General features: G+C 68.6%; 15 protein-coding genes. 7 read left to right on the top strand and 8 right to left on the bottom strand.

All coding sequences use genetic code 11. From position 1 onward, the window contains the following. The first annotated feature begins 82 nt into the window (after positions 1-82). Entirely contained in the window at positions 83-1,009 is a 927-nt protein-coding gene (locus C6P64_RS16130; protein WP_105749565.1) for a sugar phosphate isomerase/epimerase family protein, read from the top strand. Positions 1,010-1,030: 21 nt separating this feature from the next. Then, positions 1,031-2,194 carry a Gfo/Idh/MocA family protein gene (locus C6P64_RS16125; protein WP_105749564.1) on the top strand — a complete coding sequence of 388 codons (1,164 nt, stop codon included), beginning with the start codon at positions 1,031-1,033 and terminating at the stop codon, positions 2,192-2,194. Positions 2,195-2,231: 37 nt separating this feature from the next. Here C6P64_RS16125 and C6P64_RS16120 read toward each other — a convergent pair whose 3' ends face one another. Then, positions 2,232-3,290: a LacI family DNA-binding transcriptional regulator gene (locus tag C6P64_RS16120; protein WP_105749563.1), complete on the bottom strand. Its 1,059-nt coding sequence runs from the start codon at positions 3,288-3,290 to the stop codon at positions 2,232-2,234. A 137-nt stretch (positions 3,291-3,427) separates the two neighbouring features. Here C6P64_RS16120 and C6P64_RS16115 point away from each other — a divergent pair, with 137 nt between their 5' ends. Genes C6P64_RS16115 through C6P64_RS16100 form a run of 4 tightly spaced genes read left to right on the top strand, consistent with a single transcriptional unit; the run spans position 3,428 to position 7,139 of the window. Beyond that, a complete protein-coding gene (locus C6P64_RS16115) occupies positions 3,428-4,510 on the top strand; it encodes a fatty acid desaturase (protein ID WP_105749562.1) in 1,083 nt (360 codons plus the stop codon). A 32-nt stretch (positions 4,511-4,542) separates the two neighbouring features. Beyond that, positions 4,543-4,854, top strand: coding sequence for a MocE family 2Fe-2S type ferredoxin (locus C6P64_RS16110; RefSeq protein WP_105749561.1), 312 nt, complete (start codon positions 4,543-4,545; stop codon positions 4,852-4,854). 15 nt (positions 4,855-4,869) lie between these two features. Beyond that, on the top strand, positions 4,870-6,123 hold the full coding sequence (locus C6P64_RS16105) for an NAD(P)/FAD-dependent oxidoreductase (RefSeq protein ID WP_105749560.1): 1,254 nt from the start codon (positions 4,870-4,872) through the stop codon (positions 6,121-6,123). Continuing rightward, the gene (locus tag C6P64_RS16100; protein ID WP_105749559.1) at positions 6,120-7,139 is read left to right on the top strand and encodes a xylose isomerase; all 1,020 of its coding nucleotides are present in this window, start codon (positions 6,120-6,122) and stop codon (positions 7,137-7,139) included. The genes C6P64_RS16105 and C6P64_RS16100 overlap by 4 nt, the downstream gene beginning before the upstream one ends. A gap of 121 nt (positions 7,140-7,260) precedes the next feature. Here the strand turns inward: C6P64_RS16100 and C6P64_RS16095 are convergent, their stop codons facing one another. The 5 genes from C6P64_RS16095 to C6P64_RS16075 form a co-directional block, all read right to left on the bottom strand. After that, positions 7,261-8,196, bottom strand: coding sequence for a sugar ABC transporter substrate-binding protein (locus C6P64_RS16095; protein WP_105749558.1), 936 nt, complete (start codon positions 8,194-8,196; stop codon positions 7,261-7,263). A 104-nt stretch (positions 8,197-8,300) separates the two neighbouring features. Then, on the bottom strand, positions 8,301-9,218 hold the full coding sequence (locus C6P64_RS16090) for a sugar phosphate isomerase/epimerase family protein (protein ID WP_146115952.1): 918 nt from the start codon (positions 9,216-9,218) through the stop codon (positions 8,301-8,303). Between the two features lie 3 nt (positions 9,219-9,221). After that, the gene (locus C6P64_RS16085; RefSeq protein ID WP_105749557.1) at positions 9,222-10,424 is read right to left on the bottom strand and encodes an NAD(P)/FAD-dependent oxidoreductase; all 1,203 of its coding nucleotides are present in this window, start codon (positions 10,422-10,424) and stop codon (positions 9,222-9,224) included. A gap of 1 nt (position 10,425) precedes the next feature. Beyond that, a complete protein-coding gene (locus C6P64_RS16080) occupies positions 10,426-10,737 on the bottom strand; it encodes a MocE family 2Fe-2S type ferredoxin (RefSeq protein ID WP_105749556.1) in 312 nt (103 codons plus the stop codon). Positions 10,738-10,768: 31 nt separating this feature from the next. Further along, complete coding sequence (locus tag C6P64_RS16075) at positions 10,769-11,773, bottom strand: sterol desaturase family protein (RefSeq protein ID WP_105749555.1); 1,005 nt, start codon at positions 11,771-11,773, stop codon at positions 10,769-10,771. Between the two features lie 254 nt (positions 11,774-12,027). Between C6P64_RS16075 and C6P64_RS16070 the strand changes: the two genes are divergently transcribed. After that, on the top strand, positions 12,028-13,056 hold the full coding sequence (locus tag C6P64_RS16070; protein ID WP_105749554.1) for a LacI family DNA-binding transcriptional regulator: 1,029 nt from the start codon (positions 12,028-12,030) through the stop codon (positions 13,054-13,056). A gap of 65 nt (positions 13,057-13,121) precedes the next feature. On the opposite strand, the gene C6P64_RS16065 is transcribed toward C6P64_RS16070, so the two are convergent. Next, a complete protein-coding gene (locus C6P64_RS16065; RefSeq protein WP_105749553.1) occupies positions 13,122-13,913 on the bottom strand; it encodes a TIM barrel protein in 792 nt (263 codons plus the stop codon). A gap of 99 nt (positions 13,914-14,012) precedes the next feature. Further along, positions 14,013-15,023, bottom strand: coding sequence for a Gfo/Idh/MocA family protein (locus C6P64_RS16060; protein ID WP_105749552.1), 1,011 nt, complete (start codon positions 15,021-15,023; stop codon positions 14,013-14,015). Positions 15,024-15,113: the final 90 nt, after the last annotated feature.

Raw genomic sequence — 15,113 nt, 5'->3', positions numbered from 1 at the left:
GCGCCAAGAGATCCAGCGCCAGCTCGACCGGCATTTCAAGCGCTGAACCGACAGCCGACAAGACAAGCAAGACTTTCACACCATGACACTTCACATCATGAGCGCGCCCTGCTGCTGGGGCGTGGACGACGTCAGGAATCCGCATCTGCCCGACTGGACCCAGGTGCTGCGCGAGGCCAGCGCGGCCGGCTACCAGGGACTCGAGCTCGGCCCCTACGGCTACATGCCGCTCGACGTCGGGCGCACCGGCCAGGCGCTGGAACAGCATGGCCTGCGCATCGTCGCCGGCACCATCTTCGACGACCTGGTCTCGCCGGCCAATGCTGCCAGCCTGCTGCGCCAGACGCACGAGATCTGCGGCCTGCTGCGCGAGCTGCCCAGGCTGCCGACCGAGGCCGGCCAGCGCTTCGCCGCCCCCTACCTGGTGGTGATGGACTGGGGCCACGAGGAGCGCGACTACGCCGCCGGCCACCCGGAGCGCGCCCCGCGCCTGGCCCCGGCGGACTGGACCCGGATGGTCGACCATGTGCGCCAGATCGCCGAGCTGTCCTGGCGCGAATACGGCATCCGCACCGTGATCCATCCGCATGCCGGCGGCTACATCGAGTTCTCCGACGAGATCGAGCAGATCCTGCGCGACATCCCGCACGAGGTCGCCGGCCTGTGCCTCGACACCGGCCACGCCTACTACGCCGGCATGGACCCGGTCGCCACCCTGCTGCGCCATGCCGACCGGCTCGACTACGTGCATTTCAAGGACATCGACCGCCAGGTCTACGAACGGGTCATGGGCCAGCGCATCCGCTTCTTCGAGGCCTGCGCCGCGGGCGTGATGTGCCCGATCGGCCGCGGCGTGCTCGACTACGACGGCATCCGCGAGGCGCTGCACGAGATCGGCTACCAGGGCTACATCACGGTCGAGCAGGAGCGCGATCCGCGCAACTCGGGCTCGGTGCTGGCCGACGTCAAGGCCAGCCGCGACTTCCTGCGCGGCGTCGGCTTCAACTGAAATCACAACAAGGAGACAGACATGATCAACGGGGCAAAGATTCTATCGGCATCGATCCGCTGGGCCATGGTCGGCGGCGGCCAGGGCAGCCAGATCGGCTACATCCACCGCAGCGCGGCACTGCGCGACGGCTTGTTCCAGCTGGTCGCGGGCGCCTTCGACATCGACCCCGCGCGCGGTCGCGACTTCGGCGCCAGCCTGGGGCTGGACCCGGAGCGCTGCTACCCCGACTACGCGACGCTGTTCGCCGCCGAGGCCGTGCGCCCCGACGGCATCCAGGCGGTCTCGGTCGCCACGCCCAACGGCACCCACTACGCGATCTGCAAGGCGGCGCTGGAAGCCGGCTTGCATGTGGTGTGCGAGAAGCCGCTGTGCTTCACGACCCAGCAGGCCGAGGAGCTGCGCGCGCTCGCGGCACGCCAGGGCCGGATCGTCGGCGTGACCTATGGCTATGCCGGCCACCAGCTGATCGAGCAGGCGCGCGAGATGATTGCCGCTGGCGAGCTCGGCGAGATCCGCATCGTGCAGATGCAGTTCGCGCACGGCTTCCACAGCGAGGCGGTCGAGGCGGCCAATCCGGCGACGAAGTGGCGTGTCGATCCCAGGATGGCGGGCCCGAGCTATGTGCTGGGCGATGTCGGCACCCATCCGCTCTACCTGTCCGAGGTGATGCTGCCGCAGCTGCGGATCAGGCGCCTGCTCTGCACGCGCCAGAGCTTCGTCAGGAGCCGGGCACCGCTGGAGGACAACGCCTTCACGCTGATGGAGTACGACAACGGCGCGGTCGGCCAGGTCTGGTCCAGTGCGGTCAACGCCGGCTCGATGCACGGCCAGAAGATCCGCGTGATCGGTTCCAGGGCCAGCCTCGAGTGGTGGGACGAGCGGCCGAACCAGCTCAGCTTCGAGGTCCAGGGCCAGCCGGCGCGCATCCTCGAGCGCGGCATGGGCTATCTGCACCCGGCTGCGCTGGCCGACGACCGCATCGGCGCCGGCCATCCCGAGGGCCTGTTCGAGGCCTGGTCGAACCTGTATCGCCGCTACGCGCTGGCGATGGACGCCGCCGACCGCGGCCAGCCGGCGCCCGAGCGCTACCCCGACATCGATGCCGGCGTCGAGGGCGTGCGCTGGGTCGAGCACTGCGTGCGCTCGGCCGACGCGGGCGCGGTCTGGGTCGATTACGTCTGAGCGGCGTCGGATCCTGGGCCAGTCCCGCCAGCCGGGCTCAGACGTTCTCCGACGTGTAAAGCTCGAACGGCAGCATGAAGGGCTGGCCGAAGGCCACCGGCTGGCCTGGCTGCAGCGCGCGCAGCAGCACGCCGACGGCGCGGTCAGCCACCGGGACGACCGGTGTCTGGATCACCAGGTCGATCACGCCGTCGATCAGGGCCTCGCGGTGCTCGGGCGTCAGGCCATGGGCGACCATCACGATGCCGCGCCCCGCGCCCTCCTCGCGCAGCGCCCGCACGATGCCGCGCGTCGCGCCGCCGCCGGTGTCGTACAGGCCGACCAGCTGCGGGTGGCGCGCCAGCAGGCTCAGCGTGGCCTCGTAGCCGAGCTGCTCGTCCTCGAGGTTGACCTGGGCGTCGAGCACGCGCAAGCCCGGCGCCTGCTCGCGCAGCGCGCAGCGGAACGCCATCTCGCTCATCTCCTGGCCCAGGTAGCGCTGGCTGCCGATGAAGACGCCGACCTCGCCCTGGTCATTCGCAGCGCGGCGTGACAGGCGTCGCACCGCCCAGGCCGCGACGCGTCCGCGCTGGCGGTCGTCGATGCCGACGCAGCCCAGCCGCTGCGGCGCGCCCAGGTCCGACAGCAGCGCCAGGCAAGGACGGCCCTCCTCGTGCAGCTGAGCGACCGCCGCCGAGACATGCGGGTGGTCGAGCGCGACCAGGCCGAGCGCGTCGCAGCGCCGGCCCAGCTCGAGCAGGCGGTCGGCGATCGCGCGCGGCTCGAGCTCGTCGATGAACTCGATCACCGCCGAGCCATGGCCGTCGGTCTGGCGCCGGGTGGCGTCGCGCAACGCCTGCGCCAGCGCCTGGTAGAACGGGGAGTCCTGCTTCTGCAGGCAGAAGCCCAGGCGACGGCGCTTGCCGGCACTGTCCAGGCGCTGGCGCATCAGGTGGGCGGCGCGGTAGCCCAGCGCCTCGGCGGCCGCGATCACGCGCAGCGCCGTGTCCTCGCGCACCGGCAGGCGGCCGTTGAGCACGCGGTCGACGGTGGCGCTGCTGACGCCCGCCGCCTGCGCGATGTCCTGCAGGGTGACCCTGCGCTGGCCGTGGTTCATGCAATGCCTCTCATGCCATGAATGATGGATTTCACGCTGATGATTCTGAGGTTTTCTGAGGTGATTTGATGGAAGATTTCAGAAAATATTTTTCATTGATCTACCATCATGGAAAACCCAATGACAGGAGACAAGCGATGCCAGACCAGAACCCGACAGCCGCCCCATGGCGACGCAGCCGCGCCGACTACAGGCTCATCGGCGGTGCCGCCGAGCGCGCCCATGCCGCCGGACTCGTCAATGCGCAGTGGTACCAGTCCCCGCTGCCGCGACCGGCGCTCAAGGCGCTGATGAAGCGCGACGACGCGCACGCCATCCGCGACACCCTGCTCTGGTACGCGCTGATCCTGGCCAGCGCGGCACTGTTCGTCCACGGCTGGACCAGTGGCTGGAGCGCTGGCGGGCTGCTGGCGGCCTACTTCCTGTACGCCACGCTCTACAGCAGTCCGGCCGACAGCCGCTGGCACGAGTCCAGCCATGGCACGGCCTTCCGGACCCGCTGGATGAACGACCTGCTCTATCAGTTCGCGTCGTTCCAGGTCTGGCGCCGCCCGACTCGGTGGCGCTGGAGCCACGCGCGGCATCACAGCGACACGCTGGTCACCGGTCGCGACCCCGAGTTCAACGTCACGCTGCCGCCCTGCATCCCGACGCTGCTGCTCAACCTGTTCGGGCTCAGGAGCGTGCCGCGCGAACTGGCCGCCGTGCTGCGCAACGCCGCCGGCTCGATCGACGCCGAGGAAAAGACCTATGTGCCCGAGATGGAGTGGCCGGCCATGGTGCGCGAGGCCAGGCGCTGGCTGCTGGTATTGGCGCTCGCCGTCGGCGTGGCCGTCTGGCTGCAGAGCTGGCTGCCGCTGCTGCTGCTCGGCATGGCGCCGACCATGCTGGGGGCCTGGCTGCAGCATGTCCTCGGCCTGACCCAGCATGCCGGCCTGCCCGAGAACACGCTCGACCACCGGCTCAACAGCCGCACCATCCTGATGAACCCGGTGCTGCGCTTCCTGTACTGGAACATGAACTACCACGTCGAGCACCACATGTACCCGCTGGTGCCCTACCACGCGCTGCCCGCGCTGCACGAGCAGGTCAAGGCGGACTGCCCGCCGCCCTACCCCGGCCTGGCCCAGGCCTTGGCCGAGATCCTGCCCACGCTGCTGCAGCAGACCCGCGACAGCGGACACAGCGTGTCGCGTCCGCTGCCGCAAGCGACACAGTGAATTTGAAGCAGACCAGAACCAAGGAGACAAGCATGAACGACTGGACCGATGTATGCGCGCTGGACGAGCTCGACGACGAGGACGTGAGGCGCTTCGACCACGCCGGCAGGACCTATGCCGTCTACCGCTGCGACGACCGCGTCTATGCCACCGACGGGCTTTGCACGCACGAGAGGATCCACCTGGCCGACGGCTTCCTGATGGAGCATGTGATCGAGTGCCCCAAGCACAACGGGCGCTTCGACATCCGCGACGGCCGCGCGCTCGGTGCGCCCGTCTGCGTCAATCTCAAGACCTACCCGGCCCGCGTCCAGGGCGGCCAGGTGCAGATCCAGCTGGCCTGAGGGAGGGCACAGGACATGGGAACTACCCCCTCCATGGTCATCATTGGTGCCGGCCATTGCGGTGGCCGTGCGGCGCAGGCGCTGCGTGATCACGGCTGGAGCGGAGCCATCGACCTCGTCGGACTGGAGCGCTACCCGCCCTACGAGCGGCCGCCGCTGTCGAAGGAACTGCTGACCGGCCAGAAGACACCCGGTGCCTGCCTGCTGCGCGAGAGCCAGGCCATGATAGACGACGGCATCCGGTTGCACGCCCAGCGGGTGGCGGCGATCGACACCGCCGCACATACCGTGACCCTGGCCAACCGGCAGGTCCTGCCCTACCGCAGGCTGCTGCTGGCCACCGGCGGCACCGCACGCGGACTCGGCATTCCGGGGGCCGACCTGCCCGAGGTGCTGACCTTGCGCACGCTCGACGACGCGCTGCTGCTGGCACCGCTGCTGGGTAGCGGCCACCGCCTGCTCGTCGTCGGCGGCGGTTTCATCGGCCTCGAGGTGGCGGCCTGCGCGCGGCGCCTGGGCACCGAGGTGACGCTGGTCGAGGGGGCACAGCGCCTGCTCGGTCGCGCCGTGCCCGCCGACATCGCCGCGCGCGTGCTGGCCCTGCACCGCGAGCAGGGCGTCGACATCCGGCTCGGCCGGCTGCCGGTGGCGATCGAGCCGCGCGCCGGCGCGGGCGTTCGGGTCCGGCTCGACGATGGCGCGGCGATCGAGGTGGACACGGTGCTGGTCGGCGTGGGCATGCAGCCCGCCACCGAACTGGCGCGCGCAGCGGGCCTGGCGGTCGACCGCGGCATCCTCGTCGACGCAGGCCTGCGCACCAGCGCGCCCGGGGTCTTCGCCGCGGGCGATGTCGCCGAGTTCCCGAGTGCCCTGTCCGGATTGCCGATCCGGCAGGAGACCTGGTTCAATGCCGAGACACAAGCGCGCGTGGCGGCGCGCAACATGCTGGGCGGCGACGAGGTCTGCGACCAGCTGCCCTGGTTCTGGAGCGACCAGTACGAGCACCAGCTCCAGGTCTGCGGCGAGCCCGCGCTGGGCCTGAGCCGCGCCAGCCGCGACCTCGGCGCTGGCGACCGCATCGACTTCCATCTCGACGCCCGCGGCGGCCTGGTCGGCATGAGCGCCTGGGGCCTGGCCGCGCGCAGCGCGCGCGAGTTCAAGCTGGCCCGCCTGCTGGTCGAGCAGCGCCCGACGCTCGATCCGCGGGTCCTGGCTGATCCGGCCGTCAAGCTCAGGTCTCTGCTGTCGAGCACGGCGGTGGCGGCATGAACAGGCCGCTCCCGAGCAACGGCTTGCCGGTCGGCATCAATATCGACGGCGTGCTGGTCCATGACGGGTTGCCGGTGCCCGACGCGCCGACCCGCTTCGCCTGGATCCGCGAGGCCGGGGTGTTCGACTATGTCGAGAAGAACATCGCACCCGGCGAGGATTTCGCGCCCTACTTCGACTGGGTGGAGCAATACGGCCTGCCGATCGGCGTGTTCGGTGGCATCTTCTGCGCGGGCCGCGACGAGGCGCTGATGCGCTGGGGCCTGCGCACTGGCGGCCGGCTCGGTGCCCGGCTGTTCAACATGCAGCTGTTCGCCAAGCAGGCCGATGGCCAGCCGCTGAGCGACCGCCAGGTGGCCGACTGCTTCCTCGACGCGATGGCGCATGGCAGCGCCGCCGGCTGCCTGCCCGCGCTGGAGGTCCATGTCGACATGTGGAGCGAGCGCTTCGAGCGCGTCGAGGCGGTGGCGGAACTGCTGGCGCGCTCGAACGTGGCGCTGCGCCTGACGCTGGACCACTCGCACCTGCTGTTCAAGATCGACAACCCCGACGAGCTGGCGCTCAGCGGCCTGCAGGACGCGGACGATGGCGGGCGCTCGCTGCTGTCGCCGAAGGGCGCCAGGTCCTTCTACCGCCAATGGCTGGAGCGGGGCTGGGTGGTGCATGCGCACGCGCGCAGCGTCGCACCCGGCATTCCTGGCAACCCCGCCATGCGCCGGGCCGACGGCCGGCCGGGACGCGCGATCCAGTACCCGTTCGTGGAACCTGGTCCCGGCGAGTTCCACCGGCCCTGGCAGGAGGAAGACCTGGCAGTCTGGAAAAGCGCGCTGCGCGACATGCTGGCCTGGAGACAGGCATATCCCGGCAGGGCACCCGGCCAGATCAGCTGCGAATTCATCCCCTTCCCCGACTACGGCGGTGGCGCCCGCTACGACATCTGGCGCAACAACATTGCCTGCGCACGCTGGTTGCGCACCGAGTGGGAGCGGCTGGGCAGCCAGGCGAGCCTGGGCTGACGGGCCAGCCCCGCCGCCGAGCAAAAAAAGCCAGCACAGGTGCTGGCGAAAGGAGACACCAGGGACGGTCCTTCGGGACCGTCCAAGGCGCTCGCTGCTATCGTGGGTCCGCTCGGAGGGTTCAGTTCTTGCTCGCGTATTGCGCGAGGTTCTCCGGCGTCACCAGCTCGAAGGGAATGTTGACGAACTTGTCCACCTTCTGGCCCTTGACCAGCTTGAGCGCCGCATCGACCGAGCCGGCGCCCTGCGCCGCCGCATTCTGGAACACGGTGACCTTGAGCTCGCCCGCCTTCATCGAGGCCATCGCGTCGCGGGTGGCATCGATGCCGGCGACCACCACCTTGCCGTCGAGCTTCTTGGCCGCCTTGAGCGCATTGATGGCCCCGAGCGCCATCTCGTCGTTGTTGGCGATGATCGCATCGAACTTCACTCCCGCGGTCAGCCAGTTGGTCGTGATGTCCTGCGCCTCGGTGCGGCTCCACTTGCCCTCGCGCTTGTCGACCAGCTTGATGCCGGCGCAGGCCTTGTCCGACTTGAAGCTGTTCTCCACCGCCTGGGTGCGCAGGCGGGCCGCCTCGTGGATCAGGTTGCCCATCAGCACCAGCGCCTGGCCCTTGCCGCCGAGCTGCTTGCACACGGCCTGGGCCTGCAAGGTGCCGCCGAACACCTCGTCCGAGGCGACCACGGCCACGCCAGCGGGCAGCTTGTCGAAGTCCGACGGCCGCGCATTGATGTAGATCAGCGGGATCCTGGCCTTGGCCGCCAGCTGGGTGATCTTGGGCGTGGCGTCGGTGTCGACCGCCTGCACGATGATCGCATCGACCTTCTGCGAGATGAAGTTCTGGATCTGGTTGAGCTGGATGCCGACGTCCTGCTTCGCATCCTCGAACTGCACCGAGGCCCCGGCCTTCCTGGCCGCCGCATCGACCCCCTCGCGCAGCAGGGAGCGGAAGGTATCGTTGTAATCGAACATGGTCACGCCTATCTTCTCGGCCTGGGCGGCCATCGGCGCTGCCAGGATCGTGGCGACTGCGGCGGTCAGCAAAATCTTCTTCATTCCATATCTCCTATTTCATTTGTTGTTCGGGCAAGAACCCGTTGGACAGGGCCTCACCCTCTGTCGGCTCACTCGGCTGGGGGATGCGATCGGTGTCTGTCAGCTCATGGGATACCTCCGTTGCGGCTTGCTGTCGCTGCGAGGCGGCGCTCGCGGCAGACCCGGTGCCACAGCTCCCTGATTGACTGGCGCATGAGCTGGGCATCCTGCCAGCGGTCGGAGCGGTCCTGTCCGTCCGGACCGCAGATCGCGTAGGGAGCCGGACCCAGCTCGCAGGTGAAGGTCAGGCTGTCCGACGGGCTGGAGCGACGCAGCCAGTCGGCGAAACCCCAGGCCCACCAGTCCATGAACTGGTCCACCCAGGGCTGGTGGCAAGCCCAGCCGATCTCGAGCTGGATCTGCTGCGAAGAGGCCACCCGGCCATGGAAGGCCTGGCTGTTGCGCAGCACGCGCTCGACCAGCTCCTGGTTGCGCGCGCTCACCGGCAGGTTCATTTCCTGGCCGCAGACATAGTGCGACAGGTCGGCCAGCAAGGGCAGCCCGGGCATCAGGTCGAGCAGCTCGCGCAGCAGCCACAGGTCGTTGCTGATGGTGTTGCGGTGCGTCTCGACCAGCAGGGGCACGCCGTACTCCCGCGCCAGAGCCTGCCAGCCCTGCAGCAGGGGGAAGGCGGCTTGAGCGTTGTACGGGCGCACGTCGCCCTGGATCACCAGGTGGTGGATGCCGTGACGGGCCGCCAGTTCCAGCGCCGGCCGCAGGTCTTCCACCGTCCTGGGAAAGGCGTTGCCCTCGATCACGAAGCCGAGGTCCCGGGCCTGGTCGATCCAGTCCTCCATTCCGGCACCCGGGTAGACATGGGCCGAGATGCCATCGAAACCTGCCGCGTGGATCAGGTCCAGCCGCTCGCCCAGCGGCCCGTCGGCTTGTCGGCCGCGCACGCGCTCCATGCCCCAGAGCGACTGCAGGATGTACAGCACGGGCTGATCGATGTCCCGGCCAGGGACGGGTGGTGACACGGTCATGGCTCAGCCTCGCAGCAGGGATTTCAGGGGGATGGCGGGGTCCTGCAAGGCCGCGGCAGAGAGGGGCTGGGCCCGCTCCAGCAGCAGCCGGGCCAGCTTGATGTCCCTGGCCACGCCGTTGCCCGGCCCCAGGCCGCAGGCCGACAGCAGATGGCCGTCTTCGTCAAGCTGGAACCACAGCGTGGTGCCGGCATCGACCTGCCGTTCCAGCAACGGTCTCTGTGCCGAAGGCCAGCCGGCCAGCTGCAGGCCCAGCTGGTACTGGTCGGACCAGAACCAGGGAATGGCATCGAAGGCGTCAGCGCTACCTAGCATGGCGCGGGCGGCATGCTCGCCCTGGTCGCGGGCGTTCTGCCAGCTCTCCAGGCGCAAGGTCTCGCCCGTGCGCCGGCATGGAAAGCGGGCGCAATCGCCGGCGGCATGGATATGCGGGTCGGAGCTGCAGAGCCGCCCGTCGACGACGATGCCGTTGTCGATGGCCAGTCCGGCCTGCTGCGCCAGCCGGGTGTCGGGCAAGACACCGATCGCGGCCAGCACCACATCGGCCGGCAAGCGGGTCCCGTCGGTCAGCCGGACCGCTCCCGCCTCGAGGCGCTCGATGCCGGCTCCGAAGCGGAACTGCACGCCTCGCGCCTCGTGACAGGCTTGCAGCCGTTGTGCGACCGCTGCGGGAATGCCCCGCCCCAGCGCACGCTCGCCGGCCTCGACCACGGTCACGGCCATGCCGGCCTGCCTGAGCGTGGCCGCCAGTTCCATGCCGATCAGCCCCGCGCCCACCAGTATCGCCCGGGCTTCCGTGCGGATCTGTCCGAACAGCGCCCGGGCATCGTCATGGGTGCGAAACGGCAAGGCGGTCTCGCCGCCCGGGCAGTCCAGCGCGCGCGGCCTCGCGCCGGTGGCCAGCAGCAAGCGGCCGTAGCACAGCGACTCGCCGCCACGCAGCTGCAAGGTCCGCTGCGTGCGGTCCAGCGACTCGACCCGGGTCGCTGCGCGGAATTCGATGCCATGGGCGACCAGTGCAGCCGCATCGCAGATGTCGCGCCGCACCACCCCGGCCCCGCCCGGCTTGGACAGCGGCGGGCGCTCGTAGGGCAGGCCGGACTCCTCGCCTATCAGGACGATTCCGCCCGGCCAGCCGTTCTCGCGCAGCGCGAAGGCCGCGCGCGTGCCGCATTCACCGGCGCCGACGATCACCATCGGGTCCATGTCAGACCTCGATGAAGACATGGCCAGCCTCGACCCGGGTGGCATAGGTCCGGAGATTCCGGCAGGCCGGTGCGCGCATGGCCTCGCCGCTGCGGTAGTCGAACTCGCCGCTGTGCTTGGGGCACTCGATCCGGTAGTCCATCACGAGTCCGTCGGCCAGGTGGATGGATTCATGGCTGCACAGGCCGTCGGTGCAGAAATACTCGTCGGCAGGGCTGCGGTAGATGGCATAGGTGCGACCGCCATGGTCGAAGCGGGTCACGCCCTCGTTCTCGATGGCATCGGCGGCACAGGCCTGGATCCATTGCGTCATGTCTTGTCTCCTGTTGGGTGCTTGCTATGGCTCAAGCGGCGTTGAGGCGCTCTTTCTTCTTGCTGAAGCGCTCCTGCATCAGGCGCTCGCCCTCGGGCGAGCCGTCATGCCAGGAGCCGAACCACCGGTCCAGCGGCACGCTGCCGTTGTCGCAGTAGTTGACCTCGAAGAACTTGTGGTGCAGGTAATGGGCGTAGGCCGAGCTCTTCTGCGCGCCGCCACCCGGCAAGGCCAGCTGGTCGAAGCCCAGGTGACCGACGATGGCGCCGAAGGCCGCCGCGTGGAACAGGAACACCGCCAGGAAGGGATGGGACGGAATCAGCAGGGTCCACAGCGCGACGCCGAAATAGGCCGCCCCTTCGACCGGATGCATGGACATCGAGGACCAGGGCGAGGGGTTGACCGAGTTGTGGTGCACCGAATGGACCCAGCGGTAGAGCGGACCCCAGTGGATCAGGCGGTGGATGACAAAGAAATGCACCTCGTGCAGCACCGGGGCCAGGAGCACCAGGCACACCAGGTAGACGGAATGATCGCTCCACGAGACGGCAGGCGCCCAGCCGTTGGCAAAAGCCCAGAGCAGCAGGACCTCGATCGCCGTGCCGATCGGCACCGACACCAGGAAGCTGCGCAGGAAGTTGTCGATGTTCTGGCTGCGGAACCAGAACACGTCCGAGGGCTGCTCGGCCGGAAACCTGCCGTTGTACTTGAACTGCCGCTGCTGCACGCGACGGCGGTAGTAGCGCCACTCGAAGAAGCCGTAGTAGGCGAACAGTCCGAGCCAGTTGGCTGCGAACAGCTGCAGGGCCCAGCCCCAGCCCAGGGTCCGCAGCGTCCCGGCATCGGGCACGACCAGCTGCCACCACAGCAGCGCCGTGACGATGGCCACCAGGTTCCAGGGCCAGACATAGCCCATCACCCAACCCAGGACCCGGCCCAGGCTGGGCGGCCAGGACCAGAAGGGGGGCAGCTCCAGATGCTGGGAGGGGGCCCAGTCGCCCTTCTTGTTGCGGGTGCCGAATTCCAGATCGTTCATGTCGTCTCCTTGCTATCAAAGGCTCCAGGGCCTGGGATAAGATGAAACAAACTTTATCTTCGGCTGCCGGAATAGAGCAGAAAAACAGATGCATGAAGAAACAGAAAGTATCTTCTTGTCTCATGAATTCCGGTCCGATCTGATCGAGCCGGCGAATGAAACACAGGGTTTCCACTGCTGAAACCGGCAATCATGAGACGATTCATCTCATGAGCCGTTGCAATGCAACAGAATGAACTGAAGGGAGCACCCAGATGGCAAGACCCACCATTCGTGACCTGGCCGAGGCAGCGCAGGTTTCCGTCGCCACGGTCAACCGCGTGATCGGCGGATCGGGCAAGGTACGCGAGGTGACCATGAGCCGGGTGCTCGAAGCCGCGCGCGAGATCGGCTTCTATGGCATCGGAGCCCTCGAGCAGCGCATCGATGCCGCGAGTCCGCGCCACCGCCTGGGCGTGATCGTGCAGACGCCGCACCGGCTGTTCTCGACCCTGCTGACGCGCAGCTTCGAGGCCGCAGCGCCCGGCATCCAGGAGGGCGATGTGCGCCTGCGCAGCGCGCATCTCGACGACCTCTCGCCCGAGGGCGTCGCGGCACAGATGCAGGCACTCGCTGCCGAATCGGATGCGCTCGCGGTGCTGGCGGCCGAGCACCCGATCGTCACCGACATGATCGACAGGTTGGCGCAGGACGGTGTGCCGACGGTCGCGCTGGTCTCGCCGCTGGCGGCGCGCTCCAGGGTCGGCTATGTGGGACTGGACAGCTGGAAGGTTGGACGTACGGCGGCCTGGACCTTCGGACATGCCTGCAGGCAGCCAGGCAAGCTGGGGCTGCTGGTCGGCACGCACCGCTACCGCTGCCACGACCTGTATGAAAGCGGGTTCCGCTCCTACCTGCGCGAACACGCCGGCGAGTTCACCCTGCTCGAACCGATGTCGACCTTCGAGTCGGACGCGATCGCGCGCGAACTGACCGAGAAGCTGCTGCGCCAGCACCCCGACCTGCGCGGTCTCTACGTGTCGGGAGGCGGCATCGGCGGCGCCCTGGCAGCGATCCGGGAAAGCGGCCGCGCCGGCGGGCTGGTGACGGTCGGCCATGACCTGATGGCGACGACCCAGGCGGGCCTGCTCGATGGCAGCCTGACGCTGGTGATTTCGCACCCCTTCGAGCGGGTGGCCAGGGAGGCCATCCTGGCGACGATCCGGGCCAGGAACGCGACCTCGGACGCCGGAACCCAGTCGGTGCTGGTCCCGCTCGAGCTCTACACCCGGGAAAACATCTGAGGTCGGGCTGGCCGGGTGACGAAGGACTCGCCTCGTTCATCGCCCGGGGGGGCGGTGCCCCCGGCTCAGGCCGCCACCTGCTCGCGCAGCCAGCCCATGCTGTCGGCCAGCGCAGCCTCTGGTTCGGCCAGTTCCTGCACCTCGGTCGCGAACGGCTCGAAGCTGAACGGACCGCTGTAGCCGGCGGCGCGCAGCGCGCGGATCTGCGCCACGTTGCCGAGCCGGTCCTGCGGGTCGACCAGCACGCGGTGGGCGTCGAGCATGTCGTCGACCGCCACCTCCGGGTCGGCCACGCCGGAGATATGCACCAGGCCGGTCCACTCGGGGAAGAACTCGGTCTCGCCGGCCAGGTGGTGGTGGAAGGTGTCGTGCACCAGCTTGAACACGCCCTCGCCACCGGCGGCCTGGATGGCGGCGATCGCATCGGCCTTGCGGCGCAGCGAAGACACCGGGAAGCCCAGCGGCTCGACCAGGCCCTTGATGCCGCGCGACTCCAGGATAGGCTTGATCGCCTTCAGCGCGGTGACCACCTCGTCCAGCGCGACCGGGCTGCCGTCGTTGAGCGGGCACATCACCAGCGACTCGGCGCCGCAGGCGGCCGCGTAGTCGGCCAGTCTTTCGGTCTGGGCACGGCGCTCGTCGTTCCAGACGTTGAAGGGATAGAGCGCGTTGATCGACAGCAGCTTGACGCCGGCGGCCTCGGCGGCTGCCTTGACCTCGGCGGGCGGCACGGTGCCGACCACGTTCGGCGTGTCGTTGCGGATCTCGACGTCGGTCACGCCGAGCGCGCGCGCCATGGCGAAGAACTGGGCGGGCGACTGGCGGGGAGCCAGGATGTGGCTGAGGGAAAAGCGCATGATTGTTACCTGAAAAGAAAGAAATTTCGGCTTTTGCCGCCTGGCAGCCGGGGGATGAGGCATCCCTCCTGCGGCAGCCGCGGCATGGCTTGACGGGACTTATTCGTACAGCGCGGGGCGGGCCGGCAGCTCGATTGCGACGGCCTGGCCGGCGCTTTCCTGCGCCTGCACGCAGGCGTCCGAAGTCACGGCGGCGGCATAGCCGTCCCAGGCGCTCGGGCCGGTGGCGCTGCCCTTGGCAGCGGCAGCGATGAAGTCCTGCAGCTCGACGTCGTAGCTGGCGACGAAGCGGTCCTTCCAGTCGGTCAGGATGCGGCTCTGGCGCTTGGCGCCCAGGCGCATGTCGATCGCCATCGGCTCGGGCAGGCGCGCGGTGCCGTCCTCGCCCACCACCTCGCACTGGATGTCGTAGCCGTAGTGGCAGTTGACGAAGATCTCGACGTCGATCAGCACGCCCTTCTTGGTCTCCAGCACCACCACCTGCGGGTCACGCAGCTTGCCGTGGCTGCGCGCCGCATTGCGCGGATAGAGCACGCGCGCCGACACATAGTCGTCGTCGAGCAGCCAGCGGAACACGTCGATCTCGTGGATCAGCGTGTCGTGGATCGCCATCGGCGTGACATAGGCCTCTGGCACGGCCGGGTTGCGGTGCGCGGCGTGGACCAGGATAGGCGCGCCGGTATGCTGCTGCACGGCGTCCTTCAAGGCGACATAGCCCGCGTCATAGCGGCGCATGAACCCGACCTGCACCAGGCGCTTGCCGTGGGCGACCTCGGCCTCGACGATGCGGCGCGCGCCCTCGGCGGTGGTCGCCAGCGGCTTCTCGCAGAACACCGGCTTGCCGGCCGCGACGGCGGCCAGCACATAGGGCTCGTGGGTGGCGCCCCAGGAAGTCACCAGCACGGCATCGACCTCGGGTGCCGCTATCAGTTCCTCGCCGGTCTGGTACAGCTTGGCGTTGGGGGCCAGGTCGGCGCGCACGCTCTCGGCCGAGGCCAGGTTGACATCGGACAGCGCGACCACCTCGGCGCCTGCCAGCACCTGCTGGATGCGACGGGTATGGTCGCGGCCGATCATGCCGGTGCCGATGACACCAATTTTCAAAGTCATGGTTTTCTCCTGAATAGCTTTTGCTTGGAATGAAAGTCGGGGGCTTATCGGGTCGGGTACTGGTCGAGATGGCGCTGGATCTCTTGGCGC

The sequence above is a fragment of the Malikia granosa genome (genome assembly GCF_002980595.1).
GTDB lineage: Bacteria > Pseudomonadota > Gammaproteobacteria > Burkholderiales > Burkholderiaceae_C > Malikia > Malikia granosa.
The sequence above is the reverse complement of the archived record's forward strand: the minus strand, read 5'-3'. Positions and strand labels throughout refer to the sequence as shown.